The 21,521-nt window shown below is 65.1% G+C and carries 15 protein-coding genes; 3 read left to right on the forward strand and 12 right to left on the reverse strand.

What is annotated here, in order from left to right; all coding sequences use genetic code 11:
* Positions 1–139: 139 nt before the first annotated feature.
* The 3 genes from FCE95_RS00465 (at position 140) to asnB (ending at position 3,567) form a co-directional block, all read left to right on the forward strand.
* Positions 140–499: a Spx/MgsR family RNA polymerase-binding regulatory protein gene (locus FCE95_RS00465; protein WP_137265053.1), complete on the forward strand. Its 360-nt coding sequence runs from the start codon at positions 140–142 to the stop codon at positions 497–499.
* On the forward strand, positions 496–1,644 hold the full coding sequence (dapE, locus tag FCE95_RS00470) for a succinyl-diaminopimelate desuccinylase (RefSeq protein WP_137265054.1): 1,149 nt from the start codon (positions 496–498) through the stop codon (positions 1,642–1,644). Before FCE95_RS00465 ends, dapE begins: the two co-directional genes overlap by 4 nt.
* A gap of 234 nt (positions 1,645–1,878) precedes the next feature.
* On the forward strand, positions 1,879–3,567 hold the full coding sequence (asnB, locus tag FCE95_RS00475; protein ID WP_137265055.1) for an asparagine synthase B: 1,689 nt from the start codon (positions 1,879–1,881) through the stop codon (positions 3,565–3,567).
* Between the two features lie 140 nt (positions 3,568–3,707).
* Here the strand turns inward: asnB and FCE95_RS00480 are convergent, their stop codons facing one another.
* The 12 genes from FCE95_RS00480 to FCE95_RS00535 all read right to left on the reverse strand — a co-directional run bounded on the left by FCE95_RS00480 (position 3,708) and on the right by FCE95_RS00535 (position 21,506).
* Complete coding sequence (locus FCE95_RS00480) at positions 3,708–6,086, reverse strand: penicillin acylase family protein (RefSeq protein ID WP_137265056.1); 2,379 nt, start codon at positions 6,084–6,086, stop codon at positions 3,708–3,710.
* Positions 6,087–6,150: 64 nt separating this feature from the next.
* Complete coding sequence (locus tag FCE95_RS00485) at positions 6,151–6,834, reverse strand: thiopurine S-methyltransferase (protein WP_137265057.1); 684 nt, start codon at positions 6,832–6,834, stop codon at positions 6,151–6,153.
* A gap of 52 nt (positions 6,835–6,886) precedes the next feature.
* Positions 6,887–9,130, reverse strand: a complete 2,244-nt coding sequence (gene parC, locus FCE95_RS00490) for a DNA topoisomerase IV subunit A (RefSeq protein ID WP_137265058.1) — start codon at positions 9,128–9,130, stop codon at positions 6,887–6,889.
* Between the two features lie 106 nt (positions 9,131–9,236).
* The gene (locus FCE95_RS00495) at positions 9,237–10,310 is read right to left on the reverse strand and encodes a polysaccharide biosynthesis/export family protein (protein ID WP_223266723.1); all 1,074 of its coding nucleotides are present in this window, start codon (positions 10,308–10,310) and stop codon (positions 9,237–9,239) included.
* Between the two features lie 237 nt (positions 10,311–10,547).
* On the reverse strand, positions 10,548–11,294 hold the full coding sequence (locus tag FCE95_RS00500; protein WP_137265059.1) for a YdcF family protein: 747 nt from the start codon (positions 11,292–11,294) through the stop codon (positions 10,548–10,550).
* 70 nt (positions 11,295–11,364) lie between these two features.
* Positions 11,365–12,540 carry a glycosyltransferase family 4 protein gene (locus FCE95_RS00505; RefSeq protein WP_137265060.1) on the reverse strand — a complete coding sequence of 392 codons (1,176 nt, stop codon included), beginning with the start codon at positions 12,538–12,540 and terminating at the stop codon, positions 11,365–11,367.
* Positions 12,537–13,646 carry a hypothetical protein gene (locus FCE95_RS00510; RefSeq protein WP_137265061.1) on the reverse strand — a complete coding sequence of 370 codons (1,110 nt, stop codon included), beginning with the start codon at positions 13,644–13,646 and terminating at the stop codon, positions 12,537–12,539. The genes FCE95_RS00505 and FCE95_RS00510 overlap by 4 nt, the downstream gene beginning before the upstream one ends.
* A gap of 28 nt (positions 13,647–13,674) precedes the next feature.
* Positions 13,675–14,994, reverse strand: coding sequence for a lipopolysaccharide biosynthesis protein (locus FCE95_RS00515; protein ID WP_137265062.1), 1,320 nt, complete (start codon positions 14,992–14,994; stop codon positions 13,675–13,677).
* A gap of 287 nt (positions 14,995–15,281) precedes the next feature.
* On the reverse strand, positions 15,282–16,469 hold the full coding sequence (locus FCE95_RS00520) for a right-handed parallel beta-helix repeat-containing protein (protein WP_137265063.1): 1,188 nt from the start codon (positions 16,467–16,469) through the stop codon (positions 15,282–15,284).
* Positions 16,470–16,733: 264 nt separating this feature from the next.
* Positions 16,734–17,879, reverse strand: a complete 1,146-nt coding sequence (locus tag FCE95_RS00525) for a right-handed parallel beta-helix repeat-containing protein (RefSeq protein ID WP_137265064.1) — start codon at positions 17,877–17,879, stop codon at positions 16,734–16,736.
* Positions 17,828–19,252, reverse strand: coding sequence for an asparagine synthase-related protein (locus FCE95_RS00530; RefSeq protein ID WP_137265065.1), 1,425 nt, complete (start codon positions 19,250–19,252; stop codon positions 17,828–17,830). The genes FCE95_RS00525 and FCE95_RS00530 overlap by 52 nt, the downstream gene beginning before the upstream one ends.
* 7 nt (positions 19,253–19,259) lie before the next feature.
* A complete protein-coding gene (locus tag FCE95_RS00535; protein WP_137265066.1) occupies positions 19,260–21,506 on the reverse strand; it encodes a polysaccharide biosynthesis tyrosine autokinase in 2,247 nt (748 codons plus the stop codon).
* Positions 21,507–21,521: the final 15 nt, after the last annotated feature.

Below are 21,521 nucleotides of genomic sequence, written 5' to 3' on the forward strand. Positions count from 1 at the left end.
CCTCTCCCGCCTGCGGGAGAGGGCTGGGTGAGGGCGCGCGCGATCGAAGTTCGCGTCGCGATTTTCTGGAGGAGTTAAAGTCGCTGGGTTCCCGCCTTCGCGGGAATGACGGCTGAAAGCAAGGGCGGAAGAGCAAAGCATGACGACGATCTACGGACTCTCCAACTGCGATACCACAAAAAAAGCCCGCAAATGGCTCGATCGCTTCGGCGTCGCCCATGCTTTCCTCGACTACCGCGATGAGCGCCAATCCGCGGAAACGCTGTCGGAATGGGCCAAGCAAGCCGGCGGCTGGGATGCGTTGGTGAACAAGTCCTCGACCACTTGGCGCAATCTGCCGCCGAACCGCAAGACGCCCGGTTCGGACGCCGAGTGGAAACTGCTGCTGAAGGAATATCCGCAACTGATCCGCCGTCCCGTGGTCGTCACCGACGACGGCAAGATGACCCAGGGCTTCAGCGACAACGGCTTCAAGCAGCGTTTCGGCGTCGGAAAATGAAAGAAGTCGTCGAGCTGACCAAGGAATTGCTGCTACGGCCGTCGGTCACGCCCGACGACGCCGGCTGCCAGGCTTTGATCGCCGAGCGCCTGCGGCGCGCCGGTTTTGCCTGCGAATCGCTACGCTTCGGCGACGTCGACAATCTGTGGGCGACGCACGGCTCCGGCGGCCCGGTGCTGGTGCTGCTCGGCCACACCGACGTGGTGCCGCCCGGGCCGCGCGAAGCTTGGGCCAGCGATCCCTTCGTGCCGGAAATCCGCGACGGCGCCCTGTACGGCCGCGGCGCGGCGGACATGAAGGGCAGCGTGGCGGCTTTCGTCGTCGCGCTGGAGCGTTTCGTCGCCACGCATCCCGACCACGCGGGCACCGTCGCCTTGCTGCTGACCTCCGACGAGGAAGGCGACGCCATCGACGGCGTGCGCCGCGTCGCCGACGCCTTTCGCGAGCGCGGCGAGAAGATCGACTGGTGCATCACCGGCGAACCGTCTTCGACGGCGAAGTTGGGCGACCTGTTGCGCGTCGGCCGCCGCGGCACGCTGTCGGCGACGCTGACGGTGCGCGGCGTGCAAGGCCACGTCGCTTATCCGGAAAAAGCGCGCAACCCGATCCACCAGGCGATGCCGGCTTTGGCCGAACTCGCCGCGCAGCGTTGGGACGAAGGCTACGAGACTTTTCCGCCGACCAGCCTGCAGATCAGCAATGTGCACGCCGGCACCGGCGCCAACAACGTCATCCCGGGCGAGCTGCAGGTGTTGTTCAACCTGCGCTACAACCCGAATTGGCGCGCGGAGCGTTTGGAACGGCGTTGCGAGGAAGTGCTGAAGGCGCACGGATTGGACTACGCCATCCGCTGGCAGCGTGGCGGCGAACCGTTCTACACCCCCGAAGGCCCGCTGCGCGCGACCGCGCGCGAGGTGCTCGCGCGGTTCGCAGGCGCCCCGCCGGAAGAGAGTACCGGCGGCGGGACGTCGGATGCGCGCTTCATCGCGCCGTTGGGGGCGCAGTGCGTGGAGATCGGGCCGGTGAATGCCAGCATCCACAAAGTCGACGAACAGGTGGCGGTAGCCGATTTGGAGGCATTGCCGGACTTGTACCAGGCCCTCATCGAGCGCCTGTTGACCGGTCCCGGAGCGGGTCCGCGTTAATCCCAGGACAGGGCTTGCCAGCCCGCGGGTAAACAGGGTAGGTTGCTTTCATGCGCCGCAACGCCGCCAACGCCCATCGCAATTCGAACCGCAATAACCTGCGCGCGAATAATCGTGCGCGGAAAACGCGGGTCCGCGACTAGGCAAGGCAGCACCAGCCCATCGTCCGAAACCCGCGTCCCAGACGCGGGTTTTTTCGTTTCAGGCCTTCCACTTTCGAATCAGGAGTCTTCCATGTGTTCCATCCTCGGCATATTCGGCCTGCAACCGGGCGACGACGCCGGCGCGCTGCGACGGCAGGCGCTGGAGTTGTCGCAGAAGCAGCGGCATCGCGGTCCCGACTGGAGCGGGGTGTACATGGACGATGGCGCGATCCTGGTGCACGAGCGCCTGGCCATCGTCGATCCGGCCGGCGGCTCGCAACCGCTGCGCTCGTCCGACGGCGAGTTGGTTCTCGCGGTGAACGGGGAAATCTACAACCATCGCGAACTGAAGAAGGAATTGAAGCAGGCGTACGCCTTCCAAACGGGTTCGGACTGCGAAGTCATCAACGCCTTGTACCGCGAAGACGCGCCGGAATCCTTCCTCAACCGACTCAACGGCATCTTCGCCTTCGCGCTCTGGGACAAGTCGCGCGAACGGGTGATCGTGGCGCGCGATCCGATCGGCGTGTGCCCGCTGTATTGGGGCCACGATCGCGAAGGCCGGCTGTGCGTGGCCTCGGAAATGAAGGCCCTGGCCGGCATCTGCGCCGATGTCGCCCAATTCCCGCCCGGCCATTGGTACGACAGCGCCAGCGGCAAATTGCAGAAGTACTACGCGAAAGCCTGGCGCGATTACGGCGCCGTGCAAGGCGTGGAAGTGTCGCCGCAAGAACTGCGCGAGGCCTTCGAACGCGCCGTGCACCGGCAATTGATGACCGACGTGCCCTACGGCGTTCTGCTGTCCGGAGGTTTGGATTCGTCGCTGGTCGCGGCCTGCGCGGCGCGGTTCGCCCGCATGCGCGTGGAAGAGGACGATGCGTCCGAAGCTTGGTGGCCGCGCTTGCATTCGTTCGCGATCGGCCTGGAAGGTTCGCCCGATTTGGCCGCGGCCGAAATCGCCGCGGCGGCGCTCGGCACCGTGCATCACGGCTTCAAATACAGCTTCGAGGAAGGCCTGGACGCGCTGCCGGAAGTGATCCGCCATATCGAGACCTACGACGTCACCACCATCCGCGCTTCGACGCCGATGTACCTGCTGGCGCGACGGATCAAGGCGATGGGCGTGAAGATGGTGCTGTCGGGCGAGGGTTCGGACGAGATCTTCGGCGGCTACCTCTATTTCCACAAAGCGCCGAACGCGCGCGAATTCCACGAGGAATTGGTGCGCAAGCTGGACGCGCTGTACAACTACGATTGCCTGCGCGCGAACAAGTCGATGATGGCCTGGGGCGTAGAGCCGCGCGTCCCGTTCCTGGACGTGGAATTCCTGGACGTGGCGATGCGGATGGATGCGCAACACAAGATGGTCGATAAGAGCGGAGCCGGCAAGAGACGCATCGAAAAAGCGGTGCTGCGCGAAGCCTTCGAAGGCTATCTGCCCGATTCGATCCTGTGGCGGCAGAAGGAACAGTTCAGCGACGGCGTCGGCTACGGCTGGATCGACGGCCTGAAGGCGCATGCCGAAAAGCGCGTCAGCGATCGCGAGCTGGCAGCGGCGGACAAACGCTTCCCAATCAACCCGCCGCAGACCAAAGAAGCGTATTTCTACCGCACGCTGTTCGAACGAGCGTTCCCGGGAACGGCTTGTGCGGAAACGGTGCCGGGCGGCAAGTCGATCGCTTGCTCGTCGCCGGCAGCGATCGCTTGGGATGCGAGTTTCGCGGCGGCGGCCGACCCGTCTGGTCGGGCTATCGCAGGCGTCCACAACGCGGCGCTCTGAGGTTTTGTAGAGCGGGGCTTGTTCGGCTGCTCCTGTTTTTCGTAGAAGCGGCTTTAGCCGCGAGTTTTTTCGTCAAATCGCGACGACGCAAGGATTTGGAGGAAAAGCTCGCGGCTAAAGCCGCTCCTATACAAGCTCAGCTAGCGTGCGGGCTTGAGGGTCAGCGTGTATTCGGTTTTCCCCGGCAAGAACGGCGTCGGCCGCCCGTGCACCCAATCCTCGTGCCCCGCGCCCCAGAACGGCGACAAGAAATGCCCGCTCTGTCCGCCCGGCATATGCACGATGCCGTCGGCTTCGTGCCCGGGCGAAACCACCATGCGTTCCGATGCGCCGAAGGCCGGCCCTTGCACGCGCGGCATCGCGCCGTCGCCGGGCAGAAGATCGGGTGGCATGCATAGTAGGCGCTTGCCGATCAGCGGGATGGCTTTTGCCAGCGGATGGCAGATCGCGGCGGTGTTCTGCTCGCCCCAGTTGCGCTGCGCCAATGGTCCTTGCTTGGCGAGCGTATCGCGGACTTCTTGCGCCGCATCTTCGAACAAGGCACCCCACGACGGATAACGACGCGAAAGCAGATGCGTGGGCCGCTGCGAGACCAAGGGCCAAGCGATGCCTTCCAACTGGCCCAGGTCGGGCGCCTCGTACCGGTCGCCGAGCGCTGCCTGCGCCGGCGCGAGCAGGCCTTCGGCGATCCGCGCATGCACGGCCAGGCGCCAGGCGCGGACGATGCGGTAGCTCACCGATTGCGGCGAGGCGCGGCCTTCCCAATGTTCGGCGGCTGTGGCCAATTCGCGCATCGCCGGCGTGCGGCCGCGCGCGGCTTGCTCGCGCAGCAGCGTCCACCAAGGCGTCAGCAACAACGCGCGGTCGTCGAGCTGGATCGCGAGCAGATCGCGTTCGGAAAGCGAGGATCTCGCGAACAAACCGTCGCGGATCTGTTTCGCGCGCGCACCGAGGGCATAGCCGCTATCGCCGACTTGGTTTAAGGCGCCGTCGTCGAGCAAGCGGTTGTTGGCGCTCCACAGGCGTCCGGAAGCGGGGTCGGGCAGTTGCGGCAAATCGACGCTGCGCGGCGCCCAAGCGCTGCATTGGGACGGCGGCGTAAACCCTGCGCCGTCGGCCACCGTCATCGAAGCGGGGCATGTGTTTTCCCGCGCCGGCAAAGCGCCGAGCAGACGCCAAGCGATACGGCCCGCGCCGTCGGCGACCAGCAGATTCTGCGCAGGGATCGCGACCCGGTCGGCGATCCGCAACGCCGCATCCACCGAATCCGCCTTGGCCAAGCCGGACAGGTTGAGATTCAAGCCCTCCGGTCTCTGCGCCACCCAACGCAAGGAATAGAGAGTGCCGTCGGCGTCCTTGTGGAGTACCGGACCCCAATCCGTTTCTTCAATCCTGAAATCGTATGCCGGTGCGCCGGCGATCTCGATCTTCTCGTGCGCAGTGCGCACCTGCGCGCAGGTTTGCGGCGCGGCGTCGCCCGAGCAGGGCCGCGCGCGCATCCAATCCATCGTATCGACATAGCCGTTGGTGAAAGCCCAGGCGATATGTCCGTTGCTGCCGACGATGATCGCCGGCTGCCCCGGCAGGCTGAACCCGGCGATGTCGACTTTGCCTCCGGGCGCGTCGGCGGCGGCGTAACGCAGGCGTACGCGGAACCAGATGTTGGGCGCGCGCAGGCCCAAATGCATATCGTCGGCGACGATCGCACGGCCGTCTTGGGTCAGCGCGCCCGCGACCGCGAAATTGTTGCTGCCCGGCGCATCGCCGCCGCTCGCCGCACCGGGCCCCGGTCCGGTCGGTCGGGGCAGTTTGCGCAGATCGACTTGATCGGGGCCCGGCAGCGTCGCATCGCCGCGCGCCCGTCCCATCAAAGGCGCGTCCCAGCGCGTGCCGTCGCGGACGATCAAATCGAACAACGCAGGCGGCAGATGCGGCTTGATCCGCCACAAGGCGAATTCGCGCGCATCGCTCGCGTCCTGCAGATCGAAATACATCGCGTATCCGGTCAGCAGCGAGTCTACGGGTTGCCAGGGCTCGGGTTCGGCGCGCAGCGGCAGATAAGGCCAGGGGCGCGCCTTCAAGGCGTGGAGGCCTTCGTTCGCGCCTTCGGCATAAGCGCGCAGCTGCGGCAATTTATCGCCCGCGATCGCGTCCAGGTGCTCGGTGGCGCGAGCGCGCATGCGGTGGATGCGGTGCCGCTTGTCGGTATCCAGCGCGATCGGTCCGAACAATTCCGACAATTCGCCGGCCGCTGTTCGCCGCATCAAATCCATCTCGAAGAAGCGTTCCTGCGCATGCACGTAGCCGAGCGCGCGCATGGCGTCGGTTTCGTTGGCGGCGTCGATGGTGACCACGCCCAGACGGTCGCGCTGGACCGTGACGGGCGCGGACAAGCCCCGCAGCGCCCATTCGCCTTCCAGTTTCGGCAGGCTGGCGCGCAGCGATAGCCATACCGTGATTACGGCCGCCAAGACGATCAGGACCAACAGCAGCGCGATGCGCTTCAGCCAACGGACCATGCGGGCCTCCCCGAGCCGGATCGGGCCATTGTAGGGGAGCGAGGCGATTCGCCGCGGCGCCGGTTCAGCCGCGTTCGGACACCTGCCGCGTATTCCAGCGTTCCAGCCGATACGCCGCCGTGGTCAATGCGGTCACGCCTTCTTCGCGGAATGCGATCTGCGTATCGATGATGTCCTTGCGCTCCAACGGTTCGATCCGCCAATCGCGTTCGAACAAGGCGCGCACCTCCGCTTCGACGACGGAGAAAGGCGGGCCGGCTTTCTCGTATTGCGGGTATTCGAGCGTGATCAGCAGCCCGCGGCAGCCGTCGGGCAGCTTCGAATACAGGTTGGCGGCATAGCGGCGGCGCATCGAAGCGGGCAGGGCGATCAGTGCCGCGCGGTCGAACACGCCGACGCAATCGGCCAGTGTCTCCGCGTCCAATGCGAAGGCGTCCCCCAGAATCAGTTCGATCGCGCCGGCGACGTAATGGCGGCCGTAGCGCGATTCTGAAATCGACGGCGTCAGCCGGTTTTCGACGAAGAACTGCTCCACCGCCAACGGCGACAACTCGACGCCCAGCACGCGATGGCCGCGCGCCGCCAGCCAGAGCATGTCCAGCGACTTTCCGGCCAACGGGACGAAGACGCGACCGCCGCTCGGCACTTCCGCGGCGTTCCAGTGCGCTTCCAGCAGCGGCGTGGCGCGGTCCTGATGGAAGCCGATTTGTCCGTCGTGCCAGCGTTTTTGCCAGAAATCCGCGTCCATGTGCTTTGCGCCCGTTCGATATTCGTGTCTTAAGAGTTAAGGCCGCCGGCTGTCATTCGACATAAAGGCCGTCCACCTTCTGCCAACCCCTAGGCAGCAAGCCGCCCCGCGAAGCCCGCGCTCCGACATAGTCGTCCAATTCCTTGAACGACAGCGACATCGTCCGCGCGCCGGATTTCACCGACAGCGTGCCGCCCGGCGGCACCACCGCGATCGCGACGACGCGTTCGGTGCCGCGCTTGGCTTTGGGGATCTCGATGATCTTGTTGCCTTTGCCCTTGTCGAGTTCGGGCAGTTCCGACACCGGGAAGGCGAGCAGATGGCCGGCGCTGGTGACGGCGACGATGCGGTCCTTGCCCGAATCGCCGATCGGTGCCGGTTGCACCACCTTCGCGCCGGGCGTCAGCGACAGCATCGCCTTGCCGGCTTTCTGCCGGCCGGTCAGATTCTCGAAGCGGGTGACGAAGCCGTAGCCGTGCGAAGAAGCGAGCACGAAGCGAGTGTCGTTGTCGCCGGTGGCCAGCGCCTGGAACGAGGCGCCGGCAGCGGGCGAGAAGCGTCCAGTCAGCGGCTCGCCGTTGCCGCGCGCCGACGGCAGCGAATGCGCCAACGTCGAGTAACTGCGGCCCGCGGAATCGAGGAAGGCGACCTGCTGCGTGCTGCGGCCCTTGACCGCGGCCAGCAACGCATCGCCGTCGCGGTAGGACAGCGAAGCCGCATCCACATCGTGGCCCTTAGCGGCGCGAATCCAGCCTTTTTCGCTCAGCACGACCGTGGTCGGTTCGCTGGCGACGAGCTCCGTCTCGTCCAGCGCCTGCGCGGCTTCGCGCGCGACCAGCGGCGAACGGCGCGCGTCGCCGAATTTCTTGGCGTCGGCCAGCAGCTCGTCCTTGATCAGCTTTTTCAATTTCGCTTTGCTGCCGAGGATGGCCATCAAGCGGTCGCGCTCGCTGTCCAGCTCGTCCTGTTCGCCGCGGATCTTCATTTCCTCCAGCCGGGCCAGCTGTTTCAGCTTGGTGTCGAGTATGTAGTCGGCTTGGTCCTCGCTCAGGTCGAAGCGCGCGATCAGTGCGGCCTTCGGCTCGTCTTCGCTGCGGATGATCCGGATCACTTCGTCCAAGTTGAGGAAGGCGACCAGCAGGCCTTCCAACAGGTGCAGCCGGCGTTCGACCTTCTCGAGCCGATGGCTCAGACGCTTGGTGACCGTTTCGCTGCGGAACACCAGCCATTCGGCCAGGATCGACTTGAGGTTCTTGACCTGCGGGCGGCCGTCCAGGCCGATCACGTTCAAGTTGACGCGATAGCTCTTTTCCAGATCGGTCGTCGCGAACAGGTGCCCCATGAGCTGTTCGACGTCGACGCGATTCGAGCGCGGCACCAGCACCACCCGCACCGGATTGGCGTGGTCGGATTCGTCGCGCAGGTCCTCCAGCCAGGGCAGCTTCTTGGCGCGCATCTGCGCGGCGATCTGCTCGATCACTTTCGAAGGCGACACCTGGTAGGGCAGCGCGGTGACGACGATGTTCTGGCCGTCCTTGGCGAAGGTGGCGCGGGCGCGCACGCTGCCGTTGCCGGTCTGGTACATCGACAGCAGATCGGCGGCGGGCGTGATGATCTCGGCCGTGGTCGGATAATCGGGGCCGCGCACGTGCTCGCACAGGTCGCGCACGCTGGCGTCCGGGTCGTCGAGCAAGCGCACGCAGGCGCTGACGATCTCGTTCAAATTGTGCGGCGGCACGTCGGTGGCCATGCCGACCGCGATGCCGGTGGTGCCGTTGAGCAACAGATGCGGCAGCCGCGCCGGGAGCCAAGTCGGTTCTTCGAGCGTGCCGTCGAAGTTGGGCGTCCAGTCGACCGTGCCCTGGCCCAATTCGCCGAGCAGGACTTCGGCGATGGGCGTCAGCTTGGATTCGGTGTAGCGCATCGCCGCGAAAGATTTCGGATCGTCCGGCGAACCGAAGTTGCCCTGGCCTTCGATCAGCGGATAGCGGTACGAGAACGGCTGCGCCATCAGCACCAGCGCTTCGTAGCAGGCGCTGTCGCCGTGAGGATGGTACTTGCCGATCACGTCGCCCACCGTGCGCGCCGATTTCTTCGGCTTCGCGGCGGCGTTCAAACCGAGTTCGCTCATCGAATAGATGATGCGCCGCTGCACCGGCTTCAGGCCGTCGCCGAGGAAGGGCAGGGCGCGGTCCAGCACCACGTACATCGAATAGTCGAGATAGGCGCGCTCGGCGTATTCGCGCAGCGGGATCTGTTCGAAGCCGTGGAAGACGGGGCGTACGGGGTCGGTCATGTCGCGGGGGTCGTCTCGATGAAGAAAGCCCCGCAATTATGCGGGGCTCCGTCACGTCTGGACAGCCTAGCGACCGCCGGCCGGGCGCGCCGGCGGTGGGGATCGCTCAGTTGCCTCGACCCAAGTCGTACTGCGCCGAAGCCGCGTTGCTGATGATCCCCGACAGCGGCAACAGCTGGCTCAGGAAACGGTTCCAGCGGGTGACGCCGGCGGGCCCGACCCAGACCACGTCGCCCGGCTTCAGCGAGAACCGGTCGGCCACCGCGAACGCGGCCGGCGATTTCGCCTCTAAGTGATACACCCGGGCCGGGGTGCGCTCCTTGTCCTCGATGCCGCGGATCACGTAGACGGCATTGCCTTTCGAGGTGGCCGGGTTCAATCCGCCGGTGCGGCCCAGCGCCTGGGTGAGCGAGAGGTCGGTGGTCTTGAAGGTGATCGCCTGCGGACGCAGCACTTCGCCGATCACGTACACCTCTTTGCGATCGTTGAACGGCAGGAATAAATTGTCGCCGGGCTTGAGATAGATTTGCGGCGCGACCGAGCCGTCGCGGTTCAACGCGTCCAAGTCGAGCGGATAGTTGCGCCCATCGCGGGTCAGCACGAAGCCGGCCAGATCCGCCTGTTCGGCGTTGATGCGGGCGCGTCCAATCGCCTGCGACAGCGTCAGCGGCACGGTGGTGACGTCTTGCGGCGTGGTGTCGACGAAGGCGCCTTGCAGCGAAACGCGGCTGCCGTAGCCGACCACGTTGATGTCTAATTGCGGGTTGCGCAGGTATTGCGCCAAGCGGCTGGTCAAAGTGCTGCGCAAATCCTCGATGCTCATGCCCTTGACGTTGAGCTTGCCGGCGTAGGGGTAGTAGAAGGTGCCGTCCGGCTGGACCAGGCGGCCGTTGGTGACGGCCTGTTGCTGGCTGCCGGCGGGCGTGGTGAGTTCCGGGTGGTCCCAGACGGTGACGATGAGCGTATCGCCAGGATGGATGCGGTAGGTGTCGGTCTTGAAATTCAACAGTTCGGCGGGCACTTGGGCGGGAGCGCGCGATGGGGCCACCAGATCGGCCGTGATGGGTACCATTTCCACGTCGCTGCCGCCTACGTTCGCGTTGCCGCGCGTCATCTGCTGGCCGGGCACGCATCCGCCGATCGCGACGGCGACGGCGATCGCCGCGCAGCTAAGGGTCAAGCTTTTCAATGTTTCGGTCCTCGCTTCGTGGCACTGGCATCGACAGGCGATGCCGATCACGCGTCCTTCCTGGCGGCGAACCGTGCCGAGTCCTACGGTGTGCGCTGCGGACATGCCTTCGTCGCAGCTCTCCGAAGCCTACTGTCAGCTTCGCCACAAAAGCGTGACGATCGTTCCGTACGGTCCGAAAACGTTCAGTGTTGCGAATCGGTGCATTCGAAAGCGTCGCGCGCCGATTCAGTTGCGCAAATGCGCCGCCGATAGCGCGATATATTCCTTGAACGCGCGTCCGCTGCGCCATAACGCGCTGCGCGACGGCAGCCAACGATCGCGCCAGCGCGAGCGATCGGCCTTTTCGGGCACCGGAACGGCGATCGCGTCGATGCCGGCGTTGCGGAATTGCAGCATCGCCCGCGGCATGTGCAGGGAAGACGTCACCAGCAGCACGCTGCGGATACGGCGCCGTTCAGCCAACGCCGCAGTGTAGTGCGCGTTGTCGGCGGTGCTGCGGCTGTGCTCTTCGAGCAACAAGGCGGAGGCGGGTACGCCGAGTTTGACGATGGCGGCGGCCATCGTGCGCGCTTCGGTGTCGCCCGGTTTCCCACCGCCGGACAGGATCACGATCGGCGCGCGTCCGCTCAACCAGGCGCGCGTGCCCGCAGCGATGCGGCTGCTTTCCAACTGGTCCAAGCGGATGCCGGGCCGATGCAGCCAACCGTAGTTGCCGCCGCCGAGCACGACGATGGCGTCGGCTTCGGGCAAGGCCGCATCGGCGACGACGGGATAACGGTTTTCCAAAGGCTCGCGCAGCCAATCGGACATTTTCGGGACCGACCAAAGCAGCGACCAGGCGATCGCCGCCCCGGCGACGGCGGCGGCCAGCTTGCGTGCGCGCAACAGCAAGCCCAGGCCAGCGCACGCCAATAGCCACGCGGACAGCGTCGGCGGATAGGTCAGCGAAACGACGGAATCTTGCAGGGTCATGGAGGGGATCTTTCGGGCCGTCCGGCATAGACGGCGAGCGCCGTTGTGTGCCTATCCGCTTCGTCGGCGATCATGTGGTTTGGATGCTCGGCCGCGGTGCGTCCGCCAAAGGCATCCGCAGGAGTTCGTTGTAGACGTCGATCGTTTTCTGGATGACTTGGCGCTGGTCGAAGTGCTGCAAAGCGCGCTCGCGCGCGCGTTGTCCGAGCCGCCGCAACAGCGCGCGGTCGTCGTCCAGCCGAGCCAGCGCATCGGCCAGGGATTGCGCGTTTCGCGGCTCCACGTGCAGGCCGTCGATCCCGTGCTCGGCCACCACTTCCCGGCAGCCGGGCAAGTCGGTGGTGACCAATGCCAAGCCGCTGGCGGCGCCTTCGATCAAACTCTTGGGGACGCCTTCGCGGTAATAGCTGGGCAGCGCCATCACGTCGGCTTCGCACATCAATGCGGGCATGTCGTCGACATGGCCCATCCATCTCAGCGCGCCTTGCCGATGCCAGCTCTCCACTTGCGCCAGCGGCACGGTGCGCGGATTGCCGGGATCCGGCGTCCCGGCCAGGAGGAACTCGATGTCGCGGCCTTGGGCCCGAAGCAGCGCCGCGGCTTCGGCGAATTCGCCCACTCCTTTTTCCCACAGCAGCCGCGCCGCGAGCAGGACGCGCAAAGGCCGATGGACATCCGGATCGCGTGCGGTGGGGCAAAAACGAGCGGTGTCGACGCCCGAACTGCGGATCAGCCGGACTTTCTCCGGCGGCGCCAAGCGCAACGCGTCGAACATGTCGACGTCGTCGGGGTTTTGCAACACGACGCGGGAATTGCCGCTGCTCAAGGTGCGGCGCATCAGGTCGCTGACGATCGGCCGGAGCGCGCGCGCCTTCATTCCCGTGCTGGTGAAGACGTAACCCATGCCGGCGACCGCGTTGACCACCGCGGGGATTCCCGTCATGCGCGCGGCCAAGGCGCCGTACACGGCGCATTTGACCGTGAAGTTGTGCAGCAGGTCCGGGCGCTCCGACGACAACAGGCGCACCAAGGATTGCAATACCTGCGCCTCGCGCAGCGGGTTGAGGCTGCTGCGGTCCATGGGCAGCGTGCGCCATGCGATCCCGTGCTCGGCGAAGCGCGCGCCGAAATCGCCCGGGGGCGAAGCCATCACCACTTCGACGCCGAGCGATTGCAGCCGTAGCGCGGTGGACAGCCTGAAGTTGTAGAGATACCAATCGGTATTCGCGAATAAAGCTATTTTCATTGCACTGTTTGCCGCGTCGTGGAAAGAAGGAGCGAAGGAAAGACCAAGAACAACAGGAAACAAGAGGCGTAGCGTATGCCGCTGCCGGGGTTGTAGATGCCGAACGGCGCGTACGACACCAGGATCACGAACGTGGCCGGCAGCCAGCCCAAGAGCAGGATTCCGCGGACGGCGCCGCGCGGCGCCTTGAAGGCGACGCCGATGGAATAAAGGAGGGAACCGAATACGACCAAGCCCGCCAGCATGAACGGCAACATGGTCGGCCGGGCGAGCGCCTCCGCGGGCGTAGGGCCGATCAGCGACAGCGGCAGTATCCACCACAAGCCGCCGAGCAGATCGTTCGTGGTGCGCAGATCCACCCAAGTGCGGGTCGTCGTGGAGGCCACGGTGAAATAGCTTCTGGCGAGCGGCAGGATCTCGTCGTTGATGTAAGCGTCGATGTGAGGCCAGGCCAATATCAGGCCCAGCGTCGCGAGCGCTAGGAAGAAGACCGCTTGCACGCCGGTGCTCAACCGCAAGCGTGGTCCCCAGACGTACAACAGATAGATCAGATAGAACAGCGCTATGGCTATTCCGAACGGCGCGCGGATGTAGATCATGCCGGCGATGCACAGCGGCGCGATGAGCGCGTGCGCCAAGCGGCGGCCGCGGAGGTTGCCCAGCACCGCGCCCATGAAGAAGGCGAGCAGTCCCACGAATAGCGATTCGCGCCCGGTGACCGAGGCCCACACGCCGAAGTTCGGATTGAGCAGGATCGCCAGCAGCGGCCACCGATAGCGCCCGCGGATATCGGCCTGGGCCACCAGATAGCAAACGCCGGCGGCGGCGAACATCGAGAACGCCAGATGGACCAGCAAATCCGTGCCGAGCACGGAGCGCAGACCGCCGGCGATTCGTGTGATCAGCAACGTCCGGCCTTGCGAAAATTCGCCGTATCCGCCGGTCATGTAAGTCTGGGCGTCGCCGAGCGAGCTGTAGCGGCTGTAGACGAAAACGGAGAACAGCGTCCACGCGACGAAGATCGCCACTACCGCCGCGCGTTTCAGCGGGGCGTCGGCGGACGCGGAAGGGTGCGTCGTTGCCCGAGGATGGGGAATTGCGCTCATGGTTTCGAGATCCTGGCCGCGCCGCGAGCTAACCGCGGCCGTTATCGGCATCCACGTGTTGAATGCGCGTGAAACGGCGCACGCCGTAAAACGTGCCGAGAAGCAGCACGGTTTCTGCGATCACCGTGGCCCAGGCGGCGCCCAATTCTCGGTACAGCGGGATCAAGATGACGTTTCCGGCGATGGCCGCCAGCGTGGCGAGAGCCATCGCGTACACCCGAAAACGCATATTGTCTTCGGTCAGCAAGGCCGACCCCATCGATGTGGACAGGAAGCGGATCGGGACGCAGATGGCCAGCACCATCAGGATCGCGGTCACGCGGTCGTACTTCTCTCCGAAGATCAAAGGCACCGCCCAGGGGTCGATCACGAGCATCGCCGCGGCGATGGCCAGGCCGAGCGCGAACATCGCGATGTTGCCCTTGCGGTACACATGCTGGAATTTAGGTTTGTCGTGCGCCGCCCAGCGGTGCAGTTTCCCTTGCAGGAACTTCTGGTAGATCGTCGCCGGAATCAGGTAGATCGCGGTCATCACCGCCAGCGCGATGGCGTAGATGCCGGCCTGGGCGTCGCCGCTGAGGTATTTGAGCAAGATCGTGCTGATCTGGAAGAAAACCGGATATAAGGCCGCGTACACGCCGTAAGCCCAAGCTTCGGACCACACCGCGCCGACGCCCGGGACTGCCGCCCGAGATGCCGGGGTGCGCGGCCCGTAGCCTTGCAGCGCCACCTTTCCGCCGAACAGATCCCGCATCTGCGGTATCGAAGCCAGCGCCACCAGCAAGGAGATGGCGCCATAGCTGAGCGCAACGAACCTGTCCGTGAGCCGCGGCACCAGCAGCAGGCCGACCGCCACGAGCAGGCGGCTGGCCGGAATCACCATCTGGTTGAGCGCCATCCGTCCGAAGCGGTTCTCCAGACGATGCTTGTTGCTGACCAGATTGACGGCCAGCACGCTCAGGATCACCGGCGTCAGCACCAGCAGGCTGAAACGCGTGCCGTCGTTGGGCGCGCCGATCAAAGCCCACGCAACGACCGCGATGATCGCTATCAAGGTCGTGATCGAAATGAAGTCCAGAGACGGCTTGAGCCAGCGATGGGCATCCCATCCCTCGACGCCGTACGCCTTGAGGTGGAATTGGGTGAGTCCGAAGCCCGCCAGAGGGGCGATCATCGTGACGGTGGCTAGCGAAGACGCGAACAGGCCATAGGCTTCGGGGCCCATCTCGCGCGCGAGCAGCGCTTGGGTGAGGAACACCATCAGCGCGCCGAGCGCCGTAGCGACGCTCAGCATGGAAACGGTGATCGCAGCGCGGCGCCAAGCTGCGGCGCTCACGGGGACCGTCATGCACGTTTCCTTTCGGCTGCGTCTGAGCCCAATTCAGATTCGTAGACGCGGCATTCAGGCGATTCGGCGGAGCGCGCGCTTCTCGACGGTTCGTGCGATTGGGATGACGGCCGGGGATAGCAAAGAGTAAGGCCCATGCGCCGCGTGCTTCTGTCGTGCGATCGAAGCTGACTACGATAACCGCGGCAACCTGATTCGAATGTGACGGAGCGGCAAGCGATTCGCTGAATGGCCCTTTCGCGGCATCGTAAAAAATCGCCCCGTGAGACGGGGCGATTTTTTGCCGATCAACGATAGAAGTTGGTGGTGATCCTGATATCCGACATGGTGCCTTGCATCAGGATGTCGCGTTCGATGCGCGAACTCCAGCCCGACATGGAGAAGGGTGCGCGGGTGACGGTGCCGAGGCGATGGTAATTGCCGTAGAAGGTGTTCTGGCTGACCTGGCAATTGCGGGTGCCTTCCTGGATGAACAGGCCCGTCGCCGAATTGTTGCGGATCGTGCTGTTGACGATGTAGGTCGCCAGAGCATTGCGGGTAACGACGCCGCAGCTGCCGTTGTCCTCCACCGTGCAGTTGCTGACCGTCACCCCTTGCGAGCCCTTGTAGAGCAGCATGCCGTACCGCGCATTGCCGCGCACCACGCAGTTCTCGAACAACACCTTGTAGGCGATGTTGCCGTTTTCCGGCTCGATGTCGACGCCGCATTGGGGCGTGGCGCCGTTGCTGTTGCTGAATTCGGAGTCGTAGATCTTGAGGTCGTTGACGTAGCCGATCGAGATCGCCTGGCGTCGGTTGTTGGTGCTGACGATGTTGGCGACGAACACGTTCTTCGATCCGACCGGGGGCGCCTGCCACATGTCCGCGGCCGCGATGACCAGGCCGTCGCCCCAGCAGTTGGAAACGTGCAAATCGCGGATGGTGACGTTGCTGGACCCGCGCACGAAGATGCCGTGACCCCATTCGCCGGACGTGCCGGTATGGCCGTTGCGGTCGCCCACGATCTGGCCGCCGGAAATCTCCACGTCGCGGACCTTGTTGACGTACAGCAGGTTGTAGCGTTCGGCGCTATTGGCCTTGGCGGCCAATTTGGCGTCCGCCGCCAGCTTCAGGTGCATATAGCTGCGCAAACGCACGCCGATCACCGCATCGATACGATAGGTGCCGGCCGGCACGGTGATCGTGCCGCCCGCTTCGGGCAGCGAGTCGATGGCGGCCTGGAAAGCGGCCGTGTCGTCGTTGGCGCCGTCGCCCGCCGCGCCGTAGTCGCGCACGTCGCGCACGGTGCTGCCGCGTTGGCGCGAGGGCAGGGTGTAGTTGGAGACGGCCGCATTCGGAACGGCGGTCGCGGCGAACAACGGACCCGCCATGCCGGCGAAGGTCGCCGGCAACGCGATCGCAATGGAGTGGCGCAGGAAATCGCGGCGCGCCATCGCGGTCCCACGCCCCGTCTGCGCGGGTTCGATAATTTTCATGATTTCGTTTCCTGGATTTGAGCTGAGCGGATCGAAACGCTCTCCACGTTTCGTCGCGCGTGAAAGCTAGCGCATCCTATCGGCCCGCAAAGGACCGATGTTCGTATTTGTGATGACGGCGTCAAAATCGTTGCCCAACGATTCAGATCGCGGCCTATTCAAGTTCATGACTGCGCGCGAAAATTTCGAGGTTGCGCGAAAACCGCGTGAATCCAGGCGATTCTGAATAGAGGAAGCTGTCGCGCAGGGCGTCTGGAAACGCGGCTATTCGAAGCGATTGCTGGCGTCGACGCCGACCGAAACGCTGTCGTCCGCCACTTTCACTTGCGCCTTGCCGTCGCCGCGGTTGCCCTTGAACTCGTTGCCGATCAAGCGGACGTTGCGCGAGCCCGCCCGCAAGGTCACGCCCTTCGCTCCGTTGTTGCGGATGACGTTCTGGGAAAAGACGCTGTCGACCGCGGCGAGGCCGAGGATGCCGTCCCCGCGGTTGCGCTCGATGATGCAGTTCGCGATGGTGATTCCGGCGGTCCGCTTGTAGAGCTGGATGCCGGGGCCGCGGTTGCCGCGCAGCACGCAGCGTTCGATCGCGATATCGCGGGCCACGTCGGTATCGGGCTCGATGTCGATGCCCGCGGCGGGTGGAGTGCCGCCGGTATCGCTGAATACGCTGTCCAGCACGCGCGCGCCGCGGTAGCTGCCCAGGGTCAGGCCTTGGCGTCGATTGCCCGTGCAAACCACGTTCGCGATGAGCAGATCGCGCCCCGGGCGCGACGCCGACCCTTTCAGCATGTTTCCGCCCGCGGAGATGCCGTCGCCCCAGCAGCGCGAGACGTGGATATTCCGGATGCTGGCGCCGACGCAGCCGCTGAGGCGGATCCCGTGACCCCATTCGCCGCTCGTGCCGAGATGCGAGTCGCGGTCGCCGACGATGCTTCCGCCGGAAATTTCCACGTCCTGCAATTGTTCGCCCAACAGCACGTACGACCGCGGCGCGGCATTGGCCTTGGCCAGCAGCTTGGCGCCATCGGCCAGGGACAGAAGCATCCGGCTGCGCAGCTTCACGCTGCGCGTCGGGTCGATGACATAAATCCCGGCCGGCACGAATACGGTGCCGCCGTCGTCCGGCAAGGCGTCGATCGCGGCTTGAAAGGAGGTGGTGTCGTCGCCGGCCCCGTCGCCGCGAGCCCCGTGATCGCGGACATTGATGCGCGTACCGCCTCGTTTCCTCGGGGTTGCGGCGGGATCCGCGGCGGCGGAGCGAGCGGCACCGGACGCGGCGAAAACGGCAAGGGCAGCCAATCCGCTCAAGAAATCCCTACGCGATAGCGGTTTCTTCTCCATGCCGGCGGCTCGTTTGCTCACGCAGCCATCGCGACCGCGCCGCCGGTCCTCTGCCTGTGCGCCAGCCATGGCAAGACGATGGCGAGCAGATAGAACTTGGAGGCGTGGTATTTGTTGTCCAGCCGGCGCCGGTTCCTGTCCAGCCAGGGCATGGCGCCCGGCAGCAGTTCGCGGGTTTCTTGCGCATAGTTGCGCACGACGTCGAAACGCCGCTCGGCCAGACCGCACAAATCGAAACGGAAACTGCCTTTCTTGCGCACGTACGGCAGTTCGCCGAAGCGCGTGGCGATGTGCTTGCGGATCAACAGTTTGTTGACGTGGGTGTCCGGATCGACTTTCTGTCGCCTGGGCACTTCGTCGTGCACCCACTCCCGAAGCGCGCGGTCGCAGAAAGGATAGGCCGCGCGCATCGACAATGCGCGCGCCGCATACAAGCCTTTGGCGAAGGCGCCTGCGGAGCCGGCGATCGACATCGACATATCGCGCCATTCCCAGGCGCTGCCCGCCGACGCGATTTCTTTTTCGAACAGCGCCAGGCGCGCCTTGGATTCGTGGGCCATTTCGCGGCCGAACAGGTTGTCGACCTCGGCGTCGGTGAATCGCGAACCCGGGAACACGCGTTCGATGGCGTTCATCTGCAGGCTGCCCAGCACGAAGCAGAGTTCGAAGCTGCGGTCGATAAGCGGCAGTTCCGAGACGCGCGCCGGCAGGCGCATTTGCTGCGCCAGCTTTGCCAGCCAGCGTTGTTGGCGGCTCACCGGCGTACCGAAGTAGCTGTCGGCGCCCAAGCCGTCGATCATGCCGTCGCCGCTCTGCGCGGCGATCTCGGTGCCCAGGTCGATGTACGACAACAGGGCGAAATCGGCGGTGAGCAGCGGCATGCGGCCCACCACCGCCAGATACCGGTCGTAGGCGCGTCCTGGGTCGCATACCAGCGTTTCGTGGCGCAAGCCGAGCGTCTTGGCGACCTGCGCCGCCGAAGCGACTTCGTCTTCCTCGCGTCCGCCGTGATAGGTGATGCAGACCGTGTCCGGACGCGCGTCGGCGATCGCGATGGCGAGCGTGGTCGAGTCCTTGCCGCCGCTCTGCAGTTGCCACGGCGCGCGCATGTTTGAACAGGAGCGCGCCACCGCGTCGCACAGCAGGCGATGGTAGACGCCGACCCAATCCTGCTCGGTGCTCGCGACTTCGGGGACTTCGCCCGCGTTGCGGAACTTGAAGCGGAATTCCGGCGTGCGGGTCATGTCCTGCTGCGGACAGAAGCCGAAGGTCACCAGCTTGACGTCCTCGTAGACCGAATGCGGCGGATAGACGAAAGCATTGCGCAGGATGTCGGCGACCGAGACCAGGTCGGTCGACGCCTGCGCGGCGCGGCTTTCCACGGCGGAAAAGTCGGGGTCGCCGTAGTAGGGCGACATGGTGATTTGAACGGGCGGCGCCATCGTTCCCTCAGGGATTGTGGACGGTCTGGTAGTCGTAATAGCTGTAGGCGTACTGCCCGGCGCCGCGCTTCTGCACCGCGTTGAAGATCGCGCCGCGCACTTCGACCCCGTTCTGCTCCAAGCGTTGCTTGGCCAGCACGATCTCGCGCTGCTGGTTCAGGCCCCAGCGCACCACCATCAGACAGATGCCGACGTGATGGCCGATGACGGCGGCGTCGGTCACCGCCAGCACCGGAGGCGTGTCGATCACGACGATGTCGAATTCCTTGCCGACCTTGTGCAGCAGCCGCGCGAAATTGGGATGCATTAGCAGTTCCGACGGATTCGGCGGCACCGAACCGCGCGAGATGAAAGAGAGGTTGCCGGTGCCCGGCACTTGATGGATCGCCTCCTCGGGCTGCAGGTGCCCGCAAATCAAATCCGACAAACCGCGGTCGGAGCGCACGCCGACCGCGCGATGCAAAGTGCCGCGGCGCATGTCGGCGTCGATCAGCAGCACGCGCTGGCCGGCCTGCGCCATGGTCACCGCCAAGTTGGCGCAGACGAAGGTCTTGCCGACGCCCGGGCTGGGCGCGGCGATCATCAGCAGATTGTTCCTGGTCTCCATGCGGGCGAAATGCAGGCTGGTGCGCAGCGTGCGCAACGCTTCCATCGCCAAGTCGGTCGGCGCCCTCAACGCGAGCAAGCGGTGGCGACCGTCGCGCCGAGTGCGTCCGGGCAGCATCGCGATCTGCTTGCCTTTCTCGCTGTAAGGGATCGAGGCGTACACCGGCAAGCCCAGCAGTTCGATGTCGACAGGATCCTCGACGCCGCGCCGGAACATCTGCCGCAACAGCACGAACGCGATCATCAGCAACGCGCCGATGGCGGTGCCGGCGGCGACGGTCAGCAAGGGTTTGGGCCAAGTGGGATTGTCGAGATCGACGTCGGCCGGGTCGATCAACCGCGCCGTACCGATCGCGCTTTCGCGGGCGATGCTGAGCTGCTGCTGCTGGTCGAGCAGGCTGGCGTAGGTTTGGTTGGTCACTTCGACGTCGCGGTTGAGCCGGAACAAGCCCTGTTGCGCGTCGGGCAATTGGTTGATGCGTCCCTGCAGCGCGGCCTTCTGGCCCTGGAATTGATTGATCTGCTTCTGCAGCGAAGCGTAGACCGGATGCGCCGGCGTGAAGCGGCTGCTGGCGTCGGCCAATTGCACCTGCAATTGCTGGATATTGGTGTCCAGCGCGACGGTCTGTTCGAGCAGCGAGCGGTTCTGCGTGCCCACGTCCATCGTGCCGGTACGGGTCTGGAAGCGGTTGAGCGCCGCCTGCGCTTCGGCCAGTTCGCGGCGCACTTTCGGCAATTGCTCGGTCACGAACTTCAGGCGCTTGGCCGCTTCGGCGGAATTGCGCGCCACGTTTTGGCTGACGTAGGCCTGGGTGATCCGGTCCAGCACCTGCTTGGCGAGCATCGGATCGGCATTGGCGTAGGCCAAGGCGATGATTCCGGAATTGCGGCCCTGTTCGGAGACGGAAATGTCGCGCTTCAAGTCGGCCATGATGGTCATCGGATTGAGCCGGGTCACGTCGAAGCGCATGCCCGGATTGGCGACCAACGTCTCCACCCGGATGCGAACGCCTTCGTCGGTGTTCACGTCCTGTCCGATTCGGCCTTGGGCCAAGCTTTCGCCGTTCGGATCGAACAGCGAATAACGGCCGCCGCCGTCGGCGACCAAGCGCAGCGGCACGTCGGTCAGAGCCTGCGGCACCTCGAGCTTGGCGATCTTGATGCGCTCGCCGCCCCAGCCATAGCTCTTCAGGCCGAACCACGGCGAGGCAAGCTTTCCCGGTTCGGTGCGCTGCTGCGCGCGCGCGGCCATGTCGCCGATCAACGGGAAGCGGACCGGTTCGGCAGCGATGTCCAGGTTCAATCGCTGCATCGCTTCGCCGAGCACGCGGCGCGAGGTCAGCAACTGGGTTTCGGTCGCGGCGGGCGCGTCCGCGATCGTCGGCGCGGGCGCCGCGGCGTTGGTATTGATGCCCGGCACGGGCGGCAGACGGTTCTCGACCTGCAGGACCGCGTTGGCTTCGTATTTCGGCGTGGCGAAGAGCACATAAGCGAAGCTGGCGGCGGCGAACAGCAGCGTGCCCGACAGGATCAACCATTTGCGATCGGTCAATGTGCCGACCAAGGTCGGCAGGTCGATATCTTCGTCCCGCGCCGGGGAAGGCGGCGGAAACGGGTTATCCGTCCTAGCGATCAGATGCGTAGCCATTTTCATCACCATTCA

It is taken from the genome of Luteimonas gilva, assembly GCF_005239095.1.
GTDB lineage: Bacteria > Pseudomonadota > Gammaproteobacteria > Xanthomonadales > Xanthomonadaceae > Luteimonas_C > Luteimonas_C gilva.

Coding starts and splice junctions, on each gene's coding strand:
- FCE95_RS00465 (WP_137265053.1), top strand. CDS start 140: ATGACGACGATCTACGGACTCTCCAACTGCGATACCACAAAAAAAGCC.
- dapE (WP_137265054.1), top strand. CDS start 496: ATGAAAGAAGTCGTCGAGCTGACCAAGGAATTGCTGCTACGGCCGTCG.
- asnB (WP_137265055.1), top strand. CDS start 1,879: ATGTGTTCCATCCTCGGCATATTCGGCCTGCAACCGGGCGACGACGCC.
- FCE95_RS00480 (WP_137265056.1), bottom strand. CDS start 6,086: ATGGTCCGTTGGCTGAAGCGCATCGCGCTGCTGTTGGTCCTGATCGTC.
- FCE95_RS00485 (WP_137265057.1), bottom strand. CDS start 6,834: ATGGACGCGGATTTCTGGCAAAAACGCTGGCACGACGGACAAATCGGC.
- parC (WP_137265058.1), bottom strand. CDS start 9,130: ATGACCGACCCCGTACGCCCCGTCTTCCACGGCTTCGAACAGATCCCG.
- FCE95_RS00500 (WP_137265059.1), bottom strand. CDS start 11,294: ATGACCCTGCAAGATTCCGTCGTTTCGCTGACCTATCCGCCGACGCTG.
- FCE95_RS00505 (WP_137265060.1), bottom strand. CDS start 12,540: ATGAAAATAGCTTTATTCGCGAATACCGATTGGTATCTCTACAACTTC.
- FCE95_RS00510 (WP_137265061.1), bottom strand. CDS start 13,646: ATGAGCGCAATTCCCCATCCTCGGGCAACGACGCACCCTTCCGCGTCC.
- FCE95_RS00515 (WP_137265062.1), bottom strand. CDS start 14,994: ATGACGGTCCCCGTGAGCGCCGCAGCTTGGCGCCGCGCTGCGATCACC.
- FCE95_RS00520 (WP_137265063.1), bottom strand. CDS start 16,469: ATGAAAATTATCGAACCCGCGCAGACGGGGCGTGGGACCGCGATGGCG.
- FCE95_RS00525 (WP_137265064.1), bottom strand. CDS start 17,879: ATGGCTGGCGCACAGGCAGAGGACCGGCGGCGCGGTCGCGATGGCTGC.
- FCE95_RS00530 (WP_137265065.1), bottom strand. CDS start 19,252: ATGGCGCCGCCCGTTCAAATCACCATGTCGCCCTACTACGGCGACCCC.
- FCE95_RS00535 (WP_137265066.1), bottom strand. CDS start 21,506: ATGGCTACGCATCTGATCGCTAGGACGGATAACCCGTTTCCGCCGCCT.